Origin of the sequence: Sinomicrobium soli (genome assembly GCF_003285545.1) — a bacterium.
Classification (GTDB): Bacteria; Bacteroidota; Bacteroidia; order Flavobacteriales; family Flavobacteriaceae; genus Sinomicrobium.
The window spans coordinates 114652-131546 of the sequence record NZ_QLNV01000007.1; the positions used below are offsets into that span (position 1 = coordinate 114652).

Here is a 16895-nt window from a genome sequence, read left to right on the forward strand (position 1 = left end):
GAGGGTGTAAACTGAACTCTGTCTGAATAGATTTTAATTGTTAATTTTATTCAGACAATAATTATGAGCAACAAAGCACAATCAGATTTAGAGAAAAAGATCCTTGAACAGTTTATGTCGGGGAAGAACCTCTTCGGGGAAGGCGGCGCCTTAGCCCCGATGTTAAAGAACGTGATCGAGAAGGCCCTGGAAGCCGAGATGGATGCCCATCTTGATGATCAGGAGCGCACCAAAGGCAATAAGCGCAATGGTAAGGGTAAAAAGACCCTTAAGAGCCGTTTTGGTAGTTTTGATATTGATACCCCCGAAGATCGGCAAAGTAGCTTTGAGCCTGTCCTTGTGAAGAAGCGTCAGACCATTCTTGCCGATCAGCTCTCCGATAAGATCATCGGGCTTTACGGCCTCGGAATGAGTTACCGGGACATCTCTGCCCACATCAAAGAGATGTACGATACCGATATCTCTCATACGGTATTAAGCCAAATTACCGATAGGATCATACCGGAGGTTAAAGCCTGGCAAAACCGCCCTTTAGAGCCCCTGTATTGCATCGTATGGTTAGATGCCATGCACTACAAGGTTAAGGTAGATGGACGCATCGAGCACAAGGCATTATACAATATCCTTGGAGTCAACAAAGAAGGTTATAAAGAAGTGCTGGGGATGTATATCTCCGAGAGTGAAGGGGCCAACTTCTGGCTTCAGGTACTCACGGATTTACAACAGCGTGGATTGGAAGATATCCTGATCGCCTGCACGGATAACCTTAAAGGCTTTACAGAAGCGATTTTGAGCGTTTTCCCCAAGACCCAGGTGCAAAAGTGTATTGTACACCAGATCCGTAATTCCTTGAAGTATATCGCTTCCAAAGATCAAAAGGAATTTTTAAAAGACTTAAAGCGGGTTTACCGGGCCACCAATAAACAGGTGGCCGAAGACGAACTGTTGAACCTGGAAGAAAAATGGGGTCAAAAATATCCTGTAGTGATCGAGAGCTGGCAACGTAATTGGGAAGAACTTTCACAGTATTTTGAGTACACCGAACCGATTCGCAAGATCATTTACACCACCAATGCCGTAGAGGGCTTCCACCGCCAGGTGCGTAAGGTGACCAAGACCAAAGGAGCCTTTACCAACGATATGGCTCTGCTAAAGCTGGTGTATCTGGCCACCAAAAATATCGAGAAGAAATGGACCAGCCCCTTGCAAAATTGGAGTTTGACCATCCAGCAATTATACATTAAATTTGGGAACCGGATTCCCCTGGATTTAGCGGCCTCCCCTTCGGGGGGTACCCCCCGAAGGGGAGAACAATCAGACAGAGTTTAATTTACAGACCCCGGAAGAGATACTTATTTCCGTTTTACACCCTCTTAGACGAGCGTCAGCGAGGTTTATTTCGTCTTTAATTCTTTGATGTACTTATCTACATTAATTTCTAACTCAAGTAGAGTTATTGTCTTTAAATCCAATGCCTTGGCCAAAAGGATTAATTTATCTAAGGTAGGGTTTGCTTCTCCTCTTTCAACAGTCCCTATGAAGAATTTGGTTAAACCAGTATTACTGTCAGCGAGTTCTTGTTGAGAAATATGTTCTTTATCATACTCTTTACTTGGTATTTTTTCCCTAAGTTCTAATAAATACTTCCCAAGTTTTTCCTTTTCAGTCACGCCTTTTTTTATTTGGAATCTTTAAATTTCTTACTTATCTCAAGAAATAATGGTATGATATATCTTACCATTTATGATTTTTTATTATATTTGTATGGATTAATATAAATTTGCAATTCTTCAAATAGAAAATATTGGAAGCAATTGCTTTGAATCTCGAACAGAAAACTGGCACTTTTCATTTACAGCGAGAGGATAAGTAAGATTGCTCACGACCCGGGCGTGGGCTCTTTTATCGCTGTAAGGTATGCCAGTACCCCTGTTCGATAAGTAGAGTTCCACGCCCATCCATTTTCTATCATGGGCTTTCTCAATAACTCTTCTTTTCTAAAGCAAAGGTTTCTGCATAAAATCACTATGAAGTCTTGCAAGGGAATTTGTTGCCCTAAGTATTCCAAAAGCAAAATCCATCTGTAAAACTTTATACCCTATGAAAAGTATACACAATCCCTTGGCAAAGTATTTTGAGTTATTAAAAAGTGGGGAACCTTCTGCTTTAGAATACGTTCATGCTCAATATCGTGGTATCATATTTTGGGTCGGTAAAAGAATGCTAAATGATCATTTCGTCATAGAATCTTTGGTTCAGGATACTTTTTTAAAGTTATGGGTTCACAAGGATAGGATAGAAAGACCTGAGCACATTCTCTATTTCTTAAAGTTTGTGATGAAAAGGGAATGTATTTCATACTATACCAAACCCAGGAATAAATTTTTCAGGAAAATCAATTCCTTAGAGGATTACGACAATTACCAGGACTATATGGCAGGGTACGACCCGGCAAGTATGTCTGAAAACCTGGAAGACCAGGAGTCGGAGCAAAAGGCCTTCGACCGGATCAAAAGCGTATTACCCCTTCTCAATGCAGAAAGAAGGCATTTAATTGAACTCTGTTTAAAATACGGCTTTCGGTATAAAGCCATTGCCGAGGTTATAGGAAAGGGTATCACCGAAACCAGCAACGAGGTAAAAATGGCTATTCAGGACATTAAAACTATCGTCCATCATGGAAATACACCCACATACAGGCAAAAGTCTCCTGGTAGCGATATAAAGGTTTCGGACGTGATGAGCGAGGAACAGGAAAGGATATTGGAACTCAGATGCGACAAGAAATATTCCTTTGCGCTGATTGCCGAAACGCTGAACTTATCCCAAAAGCAAATTCACAAAGAATTTGTAACCGCGTATAAGTTCATCCAGGAGAAGCATAATCTACAATTAGAATCCGCTTAGTATGGAAAAATCTACCCTAAAATTGACCCGAAAAATCCAGTTACTGATTGATTTACCTACTAAAGAAGAACGGAAGGAAAAACTGGATAAACTCTACCAGTGGCAGAACAGATGCTTTAGAGCAGCTAACCTTATTGTTTCCCATTTGTATGTACAGGAAATGGTCAAGGAATTCTTCTATCTATCAGAAGGGATAAAGTATAAACTGGCCGATGAAAAAAAAGATGAGCAAGGAATCTTGCAACGCTCCCGTATCAATACGACCTATCGCGTGGTATCAGATCGCTTTAAAGGGGACATCCCTACAAACATATTGTCCAACCTGAACAGGACCTTGATCGCCTCCTTTAACAAAAATAAGTCCGAATACTGGAAAGGCGAACGCTCGCTGAAGAATTTCAGGAGGGACATGGCTTTTCCTTTTGGTCCCGAGTGCCTCAGCGGATTATCCTTTAACACGGAGAAACAGGTCTTTTGCTTTCGTTTGTTTCAAATCCCTTTTCGTACTTACCTGGGAAAAGATCACACCGATAAACGAAGACTATTGGAGCGAGTGATAAAAGGGGAAACCAAACTTTGTACTTCCCATATCAAACTAAAGGATGGTAAAATCTTCTGGCTGCCTGTTTTTGAAGTCGAAAAAGAAAAACATGGGCTAAGACCGGAAGTGATAGCGGAGGCTTCTTTGTCTCTTGAATATCCCATTGTAGTGAAGACTGTTAACGCCAGGCTCACCATTGGCACCAAGGAAGAGTTCCTGTACAGGAGATTGGCCATACAGGCAGCCCTTAAAAGGGCACAGATCGGGGCGACCTATTCCAGATCGGGCAAAGGGGTTGAAAGAAAATTAAAGGCGGTGAACAAACTCCGCAGTGCGGAAAGCAATTATCTACACCATCGTATACACGTATACAGCAGGAGATTGATCGATTTTTGCATTAAACATCAGGCAGGAACGCTCATTTTATTAAATCAGGAGGACAAGATCGGGATCGCTAAGGAGGAAGAATTTGTATTGCGGAACTGGAGTTATTATGAACTCATGACAAAAATAAAGTACAAAGCCGAGAAAGCAGGTATTGAACTCATCATAGATTAAGAAGTCTATCGAGGGTGCTTGTACACCCGTAAGGTGAGGTCAATGACACTCACTAAATACGAACAGTATATACAACGCGTGGGCTCTCTTATTTTACAGACCTAAATTTTCGGATAAACAGGGTCTGTAAATTAAACTCTGTCTGATTGTTCTCCCCTGCGGGGGGTACCCCCCGCAGGGGAGGCCGCCATTCCATTTTAATTCAACTCCATGGCTTTTAAAATTCTGCCATCACTTAATTTCCATTCCGTAAGCCCATTAGCACTTCTTCCCATAACAATAGCTGCGGCAGCCGACGGACTGGTAAATAAATAATCCTCTTTAAAAATATATTTACCATTGTTAAAAACAACCATCCCCTCTTCTAATAACCTTTCCCTAAGACGTAACCAATTTTTAGGAAATGATTTTGTGACAGATTTGGCTATTTCAGAATCTTTCAAAACCACAAATCCCTCAGTAGTACTTTGTCCTCGTGCATTGGCACCTCTGGCAGCTTCAATAAAAAAAGTATTATTGATTTGCTCTTCAACCGACTGATTATCTGGTCTTAGTTCCTCAAAGATTTTAAAACCAAGAGCATTAACAAGAAGCTTAATATTTTCAATAAATTCTTCCATTTCAGCTTCATCAGATTCAGCGATACTAGGCCGGGGAGGGATATTACCATTGTTTAAAGAATACCTGTTCACTTTAAGGGCAATTTCATAAAGGCGACTTTCAAGGTATTTAATATGGGCCTTGTTAAGGTTTTCATCTTTGCTAACAAAGACCAATGCTTCGGTCCAAAAATCTTTAGCAGATAGGTGCTGTGTAAGCCTTTTATAGATACCTTCGGCTTCTCCAATGTAGGCAAGATCCTTTTCATCAGGATCTTCGGATTTTCCAAATAAAATATATACCCCGGTGTTCTCTAGTTCTGGACGATCAAAAGAATCTTTTACCTTTTTTCGTGGTATCTTAAATGCTTTACCCGTCCAGTTAGATAATTCACATGTCATCCTACCATTGGGATGCCCATCAACAAGAAATATTTTAATGGTTTTGCCAAAGTTCTTCATTGATCAAAAATTCGAAAAATTAAATGTGGCACTTAAATATATAGCAAATTAATTAAACTGTCCTTTGTGTGTTTTTAAGTAATTAATTTTTAATTTCATACCATTAATATGATTGACAAATATTATGAAAAACATAATAACCTCCCATTCAGGACTCAACAAACAATAATCCACAATAGTATTCTGTCACAAATATTTACTAAATTTGTGACAAAACAAACATAACAAATATCCTTAAGTGACTAAAAAAGATATAGAAACAAAAATATTAAAATCTTCGAGAGGATCATTATTCTTCGCTGATAATTTTAGCACCTATGCCTCTCCGGATAACATACGTCAAGTCTTGTCTCGTTTAGAAAAAGAAGGTTTATTGGTACGTTTAGCCCACGGCATTTACCTCAAACCCAAAACAGACGAGATCCTTGGTGTCATTTACCCGGATACTGAAGAAATTGCCCGGCAAATTGCCAAACGGGACAAGGCACGAATCGCACCTACAGGTGTACTGGCATTATATCTCCTGGGCCTTACCACCCAGGTCCCTCTAAAAACCGTGTACCTTACTGACGGTTCGCAGCGAGAAATAAAAATCGGCAACCGCACCATAAAATTCAAAAAAACTGCTCCCAAAACGTTTGCCATTAAAGACGAACTGCTACAGCTTATTGTTCAGGCTTTTAAAGAAAAAGGGCAAAAAGAAGCAGTCGAAGATTTTTTGGTAAAAATACAACCTGCTATACAACAGCTCGAACCCAAAGTCATTGAAAAACAACTGCCATACGCCCCGGTATGGATTCAGAAAGCAGTCCGTAAACTTTATAAACCTGACAACGATGTGGAGTAATCTCAACGCGGAACAAAGGCAACAAATATTACAGCAGGTAAGTGCAAAAACCGGCTTACCTACCTATGTGATAGAAAAAGACTGGTGGGTTTGCCTGGTGTTAAGAGCAGTTTTTAAAACTCGATATGCCGGTTCCATTTTTTTCAAAGGGGGTACTTCGTTAAGTAAAGCCTATCAGCTTATCGAACGCTTTTCTGAAGACATTGATTTAATTATTGACAGGCATTTACTGGGTTTTGATGAATTAGACTCAAAAACCAAAATCAAGAAACTGAGAAAAGCTTCCGGTAGATTTATTATTACGGAATTTCAGAAAGCATTAACAGAGCAAATTAGCCTATTGGGAATAAAAGATCATCAATACGAAATACGATATAACGATCATGTAGATGATACAAGCGACCCTAATACCCTGGAAATAATATACGAGTCCCTTACCTCCAACCGGAATACCTATATTCAACCACGTGTTTTGTTGGAAATGGGTGCACGCTCGTTAACCGAACCTTCTGAAGACCGTTCTATTAACTCTTATATAGATGAGCAATACAAAGATCTGCCTTTTGCATTGCCAGCTTTTGATGTCCAGGTTGTAATTCCAGCAAAAACTTTTCTTGAAAAAACCCTGTTACTGCATGAAGAGTTTTCCAAACCAACGGAAAAAATAAGAACCGATAGGCTTACCAGGCATTTGTATGATTTGGAAAAATTAATGAACACTCCTCATGGTAAATTAGCTATAGAGGATGATGAGCTGTTTGCAACCATAGTAGCACATCGAAAAAAAGTAACTCCTTTGCGTGGTCTGGATTATTCCCGTCACAAAAAGGGAAAATTAAGCATTATTCCACCAGATACGGTTATCAAAGATTGGGAGCAGGATTACAAAACCATGCAGGAAAATATGATTGTGGGCGAAAGTCTGCCGTGGAGAAAACTCATGGAAAGAATGAAAGAAATAGAAAATAAATTGAACCAATTATAAAATTCAGAGATATTAAACTGTAGACTTCCCTTTTTAGGTGAGCCCATAAATTCCCTGACCGATTACAACCATTAAGAGGTCAGTCGCGACCGATTACGACCGATTAAACCCGTAAGGAGAAGAGCTATTTTACATACACTCCCCCAAGCACCACGCAAGTTACCCCGCATGTACCCCGCATGTACCCCGCATGTACCCCGCAAGTTCAATAATCTATATATTCAGTGGTAATGAAAAGCTAAAATATTCTCATTCAAGACGTAACAAAATCTATATATAATCGTCTTTCTATAAAATTTGGTTATAACAAAGGTTTTTACCATATCAACCCTAAGTCAAACAAAAAATGGATAACCAATTAATCGAACATAAAAGTTGGTGGAAACAAAACCGGAAATGGTTTGTCCCGGTTTGCGGAATGTTCCTGATTGCAGTTTATATCTTTTTCTCGTCCGGGGCACCCGGAGTTACCTCTGATATCGTACAAGCCTACAACGACACTGATCTTTATGAGAATGCGCTTAAAAAAGCAGCTTCAGACCCCAGGGTAAAAGATTTGTTAGGGGAAATAGAACCCATTGATAAAATGGCCATCATAGAAGGACAAGTTCAATATAGCAATAACAACATGACAGTAAATTCCACCATACGGATAAACGGGACTAAAGGTAAAGCCCGTATGGATATTTCGGCAAACAAGGTAAGGAATGCGTGGAATTACTCTAAAATAAACATCCGCATTAAAAATCCACCCGAAAAAAGACAAACTATTGAAATTAAAACAACGGATTAAAAAGCCATGTATATGACCCTTAAATCTGCACTTTTCAAAAGATTACACATACAGATTACTTTATCGGCTATCGGCTAAAAACAAACAAATATGAGCCGATTAAAAAGTTTAATTGGTTCAACACCGGAAATTTTCTACACCCATTCAGATATAATATCATCAAAAATAAAAGAAAGCAACTCAACCTGACACAACCTGAATTGGCCAAACACGCCAGTGTCGGGCTTCGCTTTATAAGGGAATTGAGACAGGGAAAAAACATCGGTTCGCCTGGATAAAGTGAATCAGGTTTTACCTTTATTCTCTATGATTTTTATTGTGCATCCTCATAATTCAAAAAATCTTTTTTCAGCCAGATGATATTCATCATGTCACAATTCGGTTTTACCGTTTAACTTCATCGTGAAATTTTAAAAACCGGAAAAATGAAAAGATTTGTTATATGGGCATTGTTACTGTGGGGAATCTCTCCCTATGCCCAGCATATTTCGGACATAACGAAAATAGGTCGCTGCTCCGAAGGACTTATTTCCGTGGAAAAGGACGGGAAATGGGGTTTTGTAGATACCGAAGGTACCCTGGTGATCAACTTCCGGGACGATATCGTAGCAAAGGAAAATTCCCCTTTTTACAGTGAAGGCCTTTGCCGGATCAGCGAGGTCAGGAACGGGATAGTATTTTACGGGTATATGGACCGGACCGGACAAACGGTCATTCCTGCACAATTTCTCAATGCCACTCCCTTTCACAATGGGTTTGCCATAGCTATTGTTACCTCAAAAAATATCAGGGGGAAAAATGAATACCTGAATATGGATATCGTAGTCAATGAATTCGACGAAGTAGTAATCAATACACAGGGCGAAATTGTCACCTACCTCAGGGAACTTAAGGGTATTTTATTATCCGGGAAGCGATATGAACAACCCAGGATAGCATCGGAAATGCTGTCAAACCATCTTGTGGCCATAAAAAACGAGGACGGAAAATGGAGTATTCATAAAATATAATATATCACGATCTGGAAGGCCGTTTTGTTCAACAGCCTTTTTCTTTCGGAAAAGTCGGTACAGGGTCTCAGAAAAGTTTACCCCCTAAAACAACTCAATAACCACTTCTCCTGAAACAATCAGTACATTTTAAACGTCATTACGGGAAACCGGGCGCGGTTGGCCACATCTTCGGCCAGACTGCCAATGAAAAAATGCGATAATCCTTTTCTCCCGTGGGTCGGGATCGCAATCAGGTCGGCCCCGGTCTTTTCGGCAAAGGCATAAATACCTTCTTCCTTGGTAAAAGCATTCCGGGAATATACTCTTTCCAGGTTCTTTAAACTTCCTTCGGCATGGTATAAAAAATGCTCGACTTTTTTATCGAATTGTACCGAATCCCGGAATTCTTCTCCCGGGAGGTTCACATAAAGCAGGCTGACCTCACTGTGAAAAGTGTCAAAAAAGCGCATGGCTCTCCGGTATACCTGGATACTTTCCAGTTCAAAATTGCAGGCGAAGACTACTTTCTTCATTTTAAACTTTTCCGCCGGTTTTTTAACCACCAGTACCGGGATGTCCGAGCTCCGCACTACTTTTTCCGTATTAGACCCGACAAACAGTCCGGATATCCCCCCCGTACCGTGAGACCCCATGACGATGAGATCTACTCCTTTTTCTTTGCCTACATCGTTTATTTCCGAAAAATCCTTGTAATTCTGTACCACTTCCTCCACACTTATCCCTTTTAAATAGTCTTTGGCCAGGAACCTGTCAAATTTTTTCCGGGCCAGTTTCATATAGTATATGGCTTCCGCGTATTCCTGTGATTCATCCTTGGTCAGGACTGCTTCAGAGACCCCTACCATATGGAACAGGACAATTCCTGCTCCTTTTTCCCTGGCGATATCCGCCGCAGTCTTTAATGCATATCCGGAACATTCCGAAAAATCCGTAGGGACGATAATTTTCTTCATGGTTTGTCGAATTTTTTGTTGTTTCTGAATTTCCGAAAGATAGTTAATGCTGTTCCGGATTTCCATGATAAATATCAATCGCTTCCTGTCCTGCTCATAATTTTTATGATTTTAGTCATTTTATACCTTAATTAGTACACCGTATTTTAGTTATAAGCAACAATGTATCAGACAAAAGGGATGACTTTAGTAAACAAACACGGGATCTTACTGGAAAAAACCGACAACAGTTTTGAGAACGAAGGAGTTTTCAACCCGGCTGTTGTGAAAGAAGGGAATTAAGTTAACCCGCTATTTTTTAATTGCGGGATAGACCGGACTCGCGTTATTCCGCCTTCTTTTCCCGCTGTCTTTCCAGTTTTCTGAAATACCCCCGGAACAAAAAGTTGTGTTTCAGGGCTTCCATGTTCTCGTTAAAACGGCCTGTTCCTTCTTCTATATGCTGCATGGTTTGTTCCAGTTGCCGGACGAGAACCGTATCGGTGGCCAGGTAATGCAGTGCGCCCTCGCCGTACCTGATCTCCGTGACCAGGGTATTCAGCTCTTTAACCGTTTGGCTGATCGTGATCGCCGAACTCTCCAGGTGTTCCAGGGTACTTTTCATTTTTCCTGTGGCCTGGGTATCACTGAGCAATACCCCCGCAACACTCTCTTCAAAACTTACCTCCTCCAGTATACGGTCCAGTTTGCCCACCACGCTATTGGCACGCATCCCGGCGTATTTCAGACCGGCTATGGTCTGCCGGAGGTCGGCGGCCATCACGGTATCGTTCAACAATCTTCCCAGTGTTCCTTTTCCCTGGGTAAGCGAACGGGTTACCTTTAAAAGATCGGCGGTAAGCAATGCTGCATTTTCGTTGGTAACACTCAGTGTATTCAGTATATCATCCGTTCCTATCCTGCTGTAAGACGGTATTTCATCTCCGTCCTTCACGTGCTCCGACGCATTCTTCCCCGGGATAATATTGACGATCATATTTCCTACAAGTCCGTCAGAACTTATAGTGGCCACCGCGTCTTTTTTAATATACCCCTGCATTTTTTCACTGATGGCCATGCTTACGCAGATGGCGGTATCATTCTCCATTTCGATGGCTTTTACGGTCCCTGCATCAATCCCGGAAAAGCGTACGTTATTGCCCTTCTGCAACCCGTTGACATTGGAGAAAACAGCTGTAACGGTAAAAGTCTTGCCGAACAGGTTCCGGTTATTACCGATCAGGTAGGCTGCTACCAGCAGGAAAAAAATGCCTGCTGTTACAAAAATACCCAGTTTTATGTTCTCTGAAGATTTTGTCATGATTCTGTTTATTTAAAAAAGGCTTTTACCTGAGGATCAGCTGACCGCTGTAATTCGCGGTAAGTCCCCTCCGCATAATTAATACCGTCTACCAGGAGTATCATACGGTCTGATATGACCCGGGCGCAATCTACATCGTGTGTAATGATGAGCGCAGAAGTACGGTACCTGGCCTGTATGATTCGCATCAGCTCAATAATTTCTTTGGCTGTTATGGGATCGAGACCACTGGTAGGTTCGTCATACAGGATGATCCTGGGATTCATAATTAATGTCCTCGCCAGTGCTACGCGGCGTTTCATTCCCCCGGAAAGTTCAGCCGGCATCAATGCTGTGGCATGCGAAAGCCCTACGCTCTTCAGGGCCTCCAGTACCAGGGTTTCGGTATCCGCCCGGTCCTTAAACCTTTCCTTGTGTCTTCTCAGGGAAAACTCCAGGTTTTCCCTGACGGTCATCGAATCGTAAAGCGCACTGCCCTGGAAGAGAAAGCCGATGTCGGCACGCAGCAGATCCAGTGCTGTCCTGTCCAGTTTAATAATGTCCTTTCCCATCACCTCTATACTACCACTATCGGGTTGCATCAGTCCCACAAGGCATTTAATCATCACGGTCTTCCCCGATCCCGACTTTCCCATAATGACCAGGTTCTCTCCCTGATGCAGTTCCATGTTGAAACCGTTGAGCACATGATTGTCTCCGAAACTTTTTCTGAGGTCCTTTATCCGGATGACTACCTCCTCCTCAGCTTCCCTGACAGGCAAAACAGGCGTTATGGTATTTTCCCTACTCATAATTCATAGAAAATATCAGAGATCAGCACCGCGATAAAATCCAGGATAAAAATAAGCATGGAAGCAGCTACCACAGCGGTATTGGCCGCAGTACCCACCCCCACCGTACCTTTGGCACAGTAATATCCCTTAAAACATCCTACCAGCCCTATGGCTAACCCGAAAAAAAAGGTTTTTACCGTATCCGGGATAAGGTCACTGAATTCCAGGGAATTAAAGACCTGGTTAAAATAAAGCTGAAAGGATACATTCCCCTTCAGGTGTTCTATAAGGAAAGAACCGTACAGTGCCAGCACATCGCCGAAGATCACCAGGACGGGAACCATCAGGGTGGTTGCGGTAATTCTGGTAACTACCAGGAACTTAAACGGATTGGTCCCGGAAACCTCCATGGCATCAATCTGTTCGGTAACCCGCATGGAGCCCAGTTCTGCACCAATACCGGAGGCCACCCTGCCCGCACAGACAAGAGCTATGATCACCGGGCCGATCTCCCTCACGATGGAGATCCCCACCATGGACGGTATCCAGGAAACCGCACCGAATTCCTGCAGGGTCGGACGGGTTTGCAGCGTCAGTACCAGCCCGATGATAAAACCGGTGATCCCCACCAGTGGAAACGACCGGTTCCCCACGCTATAGCACTGGTGCAGCAATTCCCTGATCTCGAAAGGCGGTTTCCATACTTCGGCAAAATAACGCCCGGCGAAACGGGAAAGTTCTCCGCTTAACCGGAAAAAACCGGCTACTTTTCCGGATATCCCCTTTATTCCATGCATATCCCTGCAATTATATATCCAAAGATATGCGCTGTTCGGCACTGTATAAATGATTAATATCATGCCTTGCCGACTGATATTTATCATTCCGAAACACCCGGAATACAGGTAATTTAGATGTGTTAATACTTAAATCATGAAACAGATCATCGACAATTCCGGCCTGCATTTTGAGCACAGATTATGGGAAAAGGAGATCCTCTTCTGGCTGGACGAAATCCGTTCTTTTGAGAACAGGTTAGAAGAAATACAAAGCAAGTGGACCCATCCTGATGTCCTGGTGGAAATGGGACAATTTCAGAACCAGTTTATTCTTCACCGGAATAAAATGGAAGAATTCAAAGAGGAAATAGAAACGCATGAACTTCGTATAGCCGGCCAGTTTATAACTCATGAAGATGCCATAGACCGGGTAGCCCTGAAGTATCACCAGGAAATGAGAGATAAGATGGAAACACAACGAGATCTGTATTTCAGTCTGAAAAAACGGTTTTTCTCCTTTCTGGGCAAATATATGTGACCACGGCTCGGCGAATATCCGGGCAAAAACCGGAAATATGCCGCACAAGCAGTCCGAACCTCTTAAAACAAACATAACATGAACATGATATTGCGATCGATAGCCCTCTTTGTTTTTCTCGGTGTAAATGCACAGCACCACCCGGATAACAATAATACTGCTGCGCAAAGATGGGCCCCTGTTTTGCGCGATATCACTATCGGGGATTATTTCAATTATATGGATTCGCTGGCAGACCGGTACCGTACCGGCTACCCCCTTACCGAACACCTCCTGGTACGGGCCAACCCCCGTATTATTGACTCGCTGGCCGATACGGATTACTACCGGCAGATGGCCCGCGACTCTTTTGTGTATGACCAGAAGAAAATGATTGCCCTGCACCGGGGAGATTCTCTTCTGATCCCCGATTCCATGACCGTTAATCATCTTCTGAAGGTTTTTGCCAACACCTTGATCGACATCAATATTCCCGAATTCAAGCTCCGGATCTATGAGGATACCGTATTGGTCCATACCTTCCCGGTAAGGGTAGGAAAAAACATGAAAAGATTCCTGGCCATGGGAAACCGGGAGACCAACCTGCGAACGATAAGCGGGGAAGGGACCATAGTAAGGCATGAAAGAAACCCCGTATTTTATAATCCTGTGAACGGCCGCCGCTTTTACCTCACCAAAAGAGATGACGAAAAAACCACCGTTATGCCCCGGATACCCTGGATAGAGACCGAGATCAACGGAGTGCGCAACGGGCAGATGATACATCCCACCACCAACCCGGAGACTCTCGGAAAAGCCTATTCCAACGGCTGCATAGGTACCCGGGAGGCCGATATGTGGTATATTTATTATAATGCCCCCATAGGAACAGCCGTTCGGATCAGGTATGACCTGGAGGTTACGGACGAAAAGGGCAACAGCATTACGCTAAAGGACATCTATAGCAAATATAAAGCTGCAGACGATGAATAATACTGTACGGCCGTACCAGCCATGCCGCCATTGTATCGAGAGAACCGGGAATTCCGGCCATAGTAGGGTGTATGAATGCCACAACAGTTTTGAGCTTAGTTCAAAGTGCGGTATTCATGGGGGGAATACCCTGTTTCCTTCTTAAACATCCGGCTGAAATGCTGCGGGTATTTAAACCCGAGTTCATAAGCGATCTCGCTGACGGTTTTCGTATCGTCAAAGATCTTTTCCTTAGCGACGGCCATGATCTTTAAATGAATATATTCCAGGGCGGTTTTCCCGGTTTCCTTCTTTACCAGTTCCCCGAAATAATTGGCTGAAAGGTTCAGTTTATCGGCAAAATACCCCACCTGGGGAAAGCCGGAAGTCTGTGGCAGATCCGAACCAAAGTAGGCATTCAACAACGTTTCAAACGATTCTAAAACTCCCTTGTTTACCGTTTCCCGGGTGATGAATTGCCGGTCGTAAAAGCGCTCGCAGTAATCTAAAAACAATCCGATATTGGATGCAATCAACTTCCTGCTATGTTTATCCAGCCGCTGGTCTATCTCATCAGACACCTTTGCAAAACACTCCAGCACCGTACGTCTTTCTTTTTCTGATATATGGAGGGCCTCATTGGTCTTGTAGGAAAAAAAGTCATAGCGGCCGATCTCCCTGCCCAGGGGAGTTCCCGTAATCAGGTCGGGGTGAAAAAGCAGGGCATGGCCTGCCGGTTGAAATTTTTTTCCGTCATTCTCCAGGGTAAGCACCTGGCCGGGGGCAAAAAAGACCAGGGTCCCTTCCTGGTAATCGTAATACGCCTTACCGTATTTAAAATCCCCGCATTTTACATCCTTCAGAAATACGGTATAGAAACCAAAGTTCAGCGAACCGTGACGGAGCGGTTTGCATTTTGAAAAATCTATAACGCTTACCAGGGGGTGCAGGGTTTCCAGCCCCAGCAGGGCATTGTAGTCTGCTATCTTTTCAAGCTGAATGATGTTGTCCATAATTCTTTTCCATTGAATACCACAAATTTACTACCTTATAATTTAAGAAAGGGCATGAAGTCTCCAGATCGGTAAAAATGGTATGCACCCCCGGACTTCCCGCCTAAGCCACGGTGGCCCTTAGCATCCAGGCAATTTTTTCGTGGTCCTCCATTAATCCGGTTAGAAAATCGGCTGTCCCTTCATCTTTATATTTTTCTGAAACAGGATTGATATGCTCCCGGATAAAAACAATGATGCTCTCGTGGTCTTCCAGGAGTTCCCTGAAGTATCCTTTGGTATCATTTTTTCCCTGGTAATGCTCTGTTAAATGAGTCAGTTCCAGGAATTCCTTTAAAGTCCCCGGAGCATAGTGCCCTATCTTACGCATCCTTTCCGCTACGGCATCTACAAAATCGTGAACCTGGTTATACTGGGTTTCCAGGTATAAATGCTGGGTATGGAAATCCATTCCTTCCAGATTCCAGTGTGCCTTTTGTGTTTTGGTATACAATACGTATTCATCCGCCAGTAACCTGGCCAGGATGTCGGCCACGGCACCGGTGTTCTGATTTGATATTCCAATGTTTGTTTTCATGGTATTTATTTTTTTAGTTATACTTCCCCAGAAAATAAACTGCCAGGCCATACATTCGCAGACAGCCGCTTTTCGCGTATCCGGAATTATACAATATAGTTTGCCACCCCTCCGTCTGCTCTCAGGGCAGCGCCATTGGTGGCGGAGGACAGCGGACTGGCAACATACGTCACCATATGGGCCACTTCCGCGGTATCGGCAAAACGCCGGATCAGGGATGTGGGCCTTCTTTTTTCAAAAAAATCTTCTATAACCGCTTCCACCGTCGTATCGTTTTCTTTCGCCTGGGCTATCAGGTCCTGTGTGTTGGCGCGGCTCATGGTAGGGCCGGGCAACACGCAATTGACCGTGACATCAGTGCCTTTGGTCAGCCTGGCCAATCCGCGGGAAACTGCTAACTGTGCGGTTTTACTGAAACCGTAATGCACCATTTCCGTCGGGATGTTCAAAGCGGATTCGCTGGAAATAAAAATGATCCTTCCCTCGTTCTTTTCCAGCATTCGCGGAAAATAATGCCTGGAAAGCCGAACGCCGCTCATGACATTGACTTCAAACATCTCAAACCACTCTTCATCTGTAATATCTTCAAAATCCACCTGGTTAAAGATGCCGACATTGTTTACCAGGATGTCCACATCCGGGATTTCTTTAAGCAGGTTGTCGATATCGCCTTTTTTTGAAAAATCGGCTACGATACCGGTGATCTCCTCATTCCCGGTTTCTTTTCTAAGGTCTTTGATCCGGTTTGCTACGTCTTCGGCTTTTCTTCCGTTAATAATAACGTGAACACCCTCGGCGGCCAGTCCACTTGCAATAGCATACCCGATCCCGGCAGTGGAGCCGGTAACCAGGGCGGTTTTTCCTTCTAACTTTAAATCCATGACGTATTAACTTTTTTTATCCGTAAATAATATCCTGTTGTAACCGGAAAAAAGGTAGAGCCCCACCAGGTAGATGCCGTAAAACATCTGAATGGATACTGCCGACCAATTTTCCTGGAATGAAGAACCTATGATCAGGATAACGATGGATATCACCCCGGCGGCAGAAACAGTTTTCATTTTCCAACCGGCAATAAGTACTATTCCCAGCAATAGTTCCACAAAGGGCCAGACCAGTGAAAAGGGCTTTACGATCTCAAGCGGGAACGGGGTCTCCGAAAATCCTTTTATCATGCCTTCGGAAAACTGCTGCAATTTGGGAATGCGGATAAACCCATGCCCCAAATAGCTGAAGCCGATAGGTAACCGGGCCAGGGTATACGCTGCTGTCTCGTTCTTCATGTCAGGAATTTTAAACAAAGTAA

The 16895-nt window shown here is 43.1% G+C and carries 19 protein-coding genes and 1 pseudogene; 10 read left to right on the forward strand and 10 right to left on the reverse strand.

Annotated elements, in window-relative coordinates:
* The first annotated feature begins 63 nt into the window (after positions 1-63).
* Positions 64-1329 carry an IS256 family transposase gene (locus tag DN748_RS10925; protein WP_112371869.1) on the forward strand — a complete coding sequence of 422 codons (1266 nt, stop codon included), beginning with the start codon at positions 64-66 and terminating at the stop codon, positions 1327-1329.
* Positions 1330-1394: 65 nt separating this feature from the next.
* On the opposite strand, the gene DN748_RS10930 is transcribed toward DN748_RS10925, so the two are convergent.
* Complete coding sequence (locus DN748_RS10930; RefSeq protein WP_112371870.1) at positions 1395-1670, reverse strand: helix-turn-helix domain-containing protein; 276 nt, start codon at positions 1668-1670, stop codon at positions 1395-1397.
* 430 nt (positions 1671-2100) lie between these two features.
* Between DN748_RS10930 and DN748_RS10935 the strand changes: the two genes are divergently transcribed.
* Both DN748_RS10935 and DN748_RS10940 read left to right on the forward strand, forming a co-directional pair.
* Positions 2101-2907, forward strand: coding sequence for an RNA polymerase sigma factor (locus DN748_RS10935; RefSeq protein WP_112371871.1), 807 nt, complete (start codon positions 2101-2103; stop codon positions 2905-2907).
* A gap of 1 nt (position 2908) precedes the next feature.
* Positions 2909-4006 (forward strand): hypothetical protein, encoded by a 1098-nt coding sequence (locus DN748_RS10940; protein ID WP_112371872.1) that lies wholly within the window; start codon positions 2909-2911, stop codon positions 4004-4006.
* A gap of 197 nt (positions 4007-4203) precedes the next feature.
* Here the strand turns inward: DN748_RS10940 and DN748_RS10945 are convergent, their stop codons facing one another.
* The gene (locus DN748_RS10945) at positions 4204-5067 is read right to left on the reverse strand and encodes a GIY-YIG nuclease family protein (protein WP_112371873.1); all 864 of its coding nucleotides are present in this window, start codon (positions 5065-5067) and stop codon (positions 4204-4206) included.
* Positions 5068-5305: 238 nt separating this feature from the next.
* On the opposite strand from DN748_RS10945, the gene DN748_RS10950 reads away from it, so the two are divergent.
* From DN748_RS10950 to DN748_RS10970, 4 genes are all read left to right on the forward strand, one after another.
* Positions 5306-5914 carry a DUF6088 family protein gene (locus DN748_RS10950; protein ID WP_112371874.1) on the forward strand — a complete coding sequence of 203 codons (609 nt, stop codon included), beginning with the start codon at positions 5306-5308 and terminating at the stop codon, positions 5912-5914.
* Complete coding sequence (locus DN748_RS10955) at positions 5904-6899, forward strand: nucleotidyl transferase AbiEii/AbiGii toxin family protein (RefSeq protein ID WP_112371875.1); 996 nt, start codon at positions 5904-5906, stop codon at positions 6897-6899. The genes DN748_RS10950 and DN748_RS10955 overlap by 11 nt, the downstream gene beginning before the upstream one ends.
* 346 nt (positions 6900-7245) lie before the next feature.
* Positions 7246-7692: a cytochrome c oxidase assembly factor Coa1 family protein gene (locus tag DN748_RS10960; RefSeq protein ID WP_112371876.1), complete on the forward strand. Its 447-nt coding sequence runs from the start codon at positions 7246-7248 to the stop codon at positions 7690-7692.
* A gap of 425 nt (positions 7693-8117) precedes the next feature.
* Positions 8118-8702: a WG repeat-containing protein gene (locus DN748_RS10970; protein ID WP_112371877.1), complete on the forward strand. Its 585-nt coding sequence runs from the start codon at positions 8118-8120 to the stop codon at positions 8700-8702.
* 119 nt (positions 8703-8821) lie between these two features.
* Here the strand turns inward: DN748_RS10970 and DN748_RS10975 are convergent, their stop codons facing one another.
* The 4 genes from DN748_RS10975 to DN748_RS10990 form a co-directional block, all read right to left on the reverse strand.
* Entirely contained in the window at positions 8822-9658 is an 837-nt protein-coding gene (locus DN748_RS10975; protein WP_112371983.1) for a universal stress protein, read from the reverse strand.
* 325 nt (positions 9659-9983) lie between these two features.
* Positions 9984-10958 (reverse strand): MlaD family protein, encoded by a 975-nt coding sequence (locus DN748_RS10980; RefSeq protein WP_112371878.1) that lies wholly within the window; start codon positions 10956-10958, stop codon positions 9984-9986.
* An 8-nt stretch (positions 10959-10966) separates the two neighbouring features.
* Positions 10967-11749 (reverse strand): ABC transporter ATP-binding protein, encoded by a 783-nt coding sequence (locus DN748_RS10985; protein ID WP_112371879.1) that lies wholly within the window; start codon positions 11747-11749, stop codon positions 10967-10969.
* Complete coding sequence (locus tag DN748_RS10990) at positions 11746-12528, reverse strand: MlaE family ABC transporter permease (protein WP_112371984.1); 783 nt, start codon at positions 12526-12528, stop codon at positions 11746-11748. Before DN748_RS10990 ends, DN748_RS10985 begins: the two co-directional genes overlap by 4 nt.
* A 136-nt stretch (positions 12529-12664) precedes the next feature.
* Between DN748_RS10990 and DN748_RS10995 the strand changes: the two genes are divergently transcribed.
* The 3 genes and pseudogenes from DN748_RS10995 to DN748_RS19430 form a co-directional block, all read left to right on the forward strand.
* Positions 12665-13048, forward strand: coding sequence for a hypothetical protein (locus DN748_RS10995; RefSeq protein ID WP_236636842.1), 384 nt, complete (start codon positions 12665-12667; stop codon positions 13046-13048).
* A 78-nt stretch (positions 13049-13126) separates the two neighbouring features.
* Positions 13127-14020: a L,D-transpeptidase gene (locus DN748_RS11000; protein ID WP_112371881.1), complete on the forward strand. Its 894-nt coding sequence runs from the start codon at positions 13127-13129 to the stop codon at positions 14018-14020.
* Between the two features lie 2 nt (positions 14021-14022).
* A pseudogene (locus tag DN748_RS19430) lies at positions 14023-14100 on the forward strand (PEP-utilizing enzyme); the annotation flags it as partial.
* Positions 14101-14115: 15 nt separating this feature from the next.
* On the opposite strand, the gene DN748_RS18985 reads toward DN748_RS19430, so the two are convergent.
* The 4 genes from DN748_RS18985 to DN748_RS11020 form a co-directional block, all read right to left on the reverse strand.
* Positions 14116-15012: a helix-turn-helix domain-containing protein gene (locus tag DN748_RS18985; RefSeq protein ID WP_146746597.1), complete on the reverse strand. Its 897-nt coding sequence runs from the start codon at positions 15010-15012 to the stop codon at positions 14116-14118.
* A 103-nt stretch (positions 15013-15115) separates the two neighbouring features.
* The gene (locus DN748_RS11010; RefSeq protein ID WP_112371985.1) at positions 15116-15589 is read right to left on the reverse strand and encodes a Dps family protein; all 474 of its coding nucleotides are present in this window, start codon (positions 15587-15589) and stop codon (positions 15116-15118) included.
* Positions 15590-15675: 86 nt separating this feature from the next.
* Positions 15676-16470 carry an SDR family NAD(P)-dependent oxidoreductase gene (locus tag DN748_RS11015; RefSeq protein ID WP_112371883.1) on the reverse strand — a complete coding sequence of 265 codons (795 nt, stop codon included), beginning with the start codon at positions 16468-16470 and terminating at the stop codon, positions 15676-15678.
* A gap of 6 nt (positions 16471-16476) precedes the next feature.
* Complete coding sequence (locus DN748_RS11020; protein ID WP_112371884.1) at positions 16477-16872, reverse strand: DoxX family protein; 396 nt, start codon at positions 16870-16872, stop codon at positions 16477-16479.
* Between the last annotated feature and the right edge of the window lie 23 nt (positions 16873-16895).

Excerpts from the sequence above, each read along its gene's own strand:
- DN748_RS10925 (WP_112371869.1), top strand. The coding sequence starts at position 64 with ATGAGCAACAAAGCACAATCAGATTTAGAGAAAAAGATCCTTGAACAG.
- DN748_RS10935 (WP_112371871.1), top strand. The coding sequence starts at position 2,101 with ATGAAAAGTATACACAATCCCTTGGCAAAGTATTTTGAGTTATTAAAA.
- DN748_RS10940 (WP_112371872.1), top strand. The coding sequence starts at position 2,909 with ATGGAAAAATCTACCCTAAAATTGACCCGAAAAATCCAGTTACTGATT.
- DN748_RS10945 (WP_112371873.1), bottom strand. The coding sequence starts at position 5,067 with ATGAAGAACTTTGGCAAAACCATTAAAATATTTCTTGTTGATGGGCAT.
- DN748_RS10955 (WP_112371875.1), top strand. The coding sequence starts at position 5,904 with ATGTGGAGTAATCTCAACGCGGAACAAAGGCAACAAATATTACAGCAG.
- DN748_RS10960 (WP_112371876.1), top strand. The coding sequence starts at position 7,246 with ATGGATAACCAATTAATCGAACATAAAAGTTGGTGGAAACAAAACCGG.
- DN748_RS10970 (WP_112371877.1), top strand. The coding sequence starts at position 8,118 with ATGAAAAGATTTGTTATATGGGCATTGTTACTGTGGGGAATCTCTCCC.
- DN748_RS10975 (WP_112371983.1), bottom strand. The coding sequence starts at position 9,658 with ATGAAGAAAATTATCGTCCCTACGGATTTTTCGGAATGTTCCGGATAT.
- DN748_RS10980 (WP_112371878.1), bottom strand. The coding sequence starts at position 10,958 with ATGACAAAATCTTCAGAGAACATAAAACTGGGTATTTTTGTAACAGCA.
- DN748_RS10985 (WP_112371879.1), bottom strand. The coding sequence starts at position 11,749 with ATGAGTAGGGAAAATACCATAACGCCTGTTTTGCCTGTCAGGGAAGCT.
- DN748_RS10990 (WP_112371984.1), bottom strand. The coding sequence starts at position 12,528 with ATGCATGGAATAAAGGGGATATCCGGAAAAGTAGCCGGTTTTTTCCGG.
- DN748_RS10995 (WP_236636842.1), top strand. The coding sequence starts at position 12,665 with ATGAAACAGATCATCGACAATTCCGGCCTGCATTTTGAGCACAGATTA.
- DN748_RS11000 (WP_112371881.1), top strand. The coding sequence starts at position 13,127 with ATGAACATGATATTGCGATCGATAGCCCTCTTTGTTTTTCTCGGTGTA.
- DN748_RS18985 (WP_146746597.1), bottom strand. The coding sequence starts at position 15,012 with ATGGACAACATCATTCAGCTTGAAAAGATAGCAGACTACAATGCCCTG.
- DN748_RS11010 (WP_112371985.1), bottom strand. The coding sequence starts at position 15,589 with ATGAAAACAAACATTGGAATATCAAATCAGAACACCGGTGCCGTGGCC.
- DN748_RS11015 (WP_112371883.1), bottom strand. The coding sequence starts at position 16,470 with ATGGATTTAAAGTTAGAAGGAAAAACCGCCCTGGTTACCGGCTCCACT.
- DN748_RS11020 (WP_112371884.1), bottom strand. The coding sequence starts at position 16,872 with ATGAAGAACGAGACAGCAGCGTATACCCTGGCCCGGTTACCTATCGGC.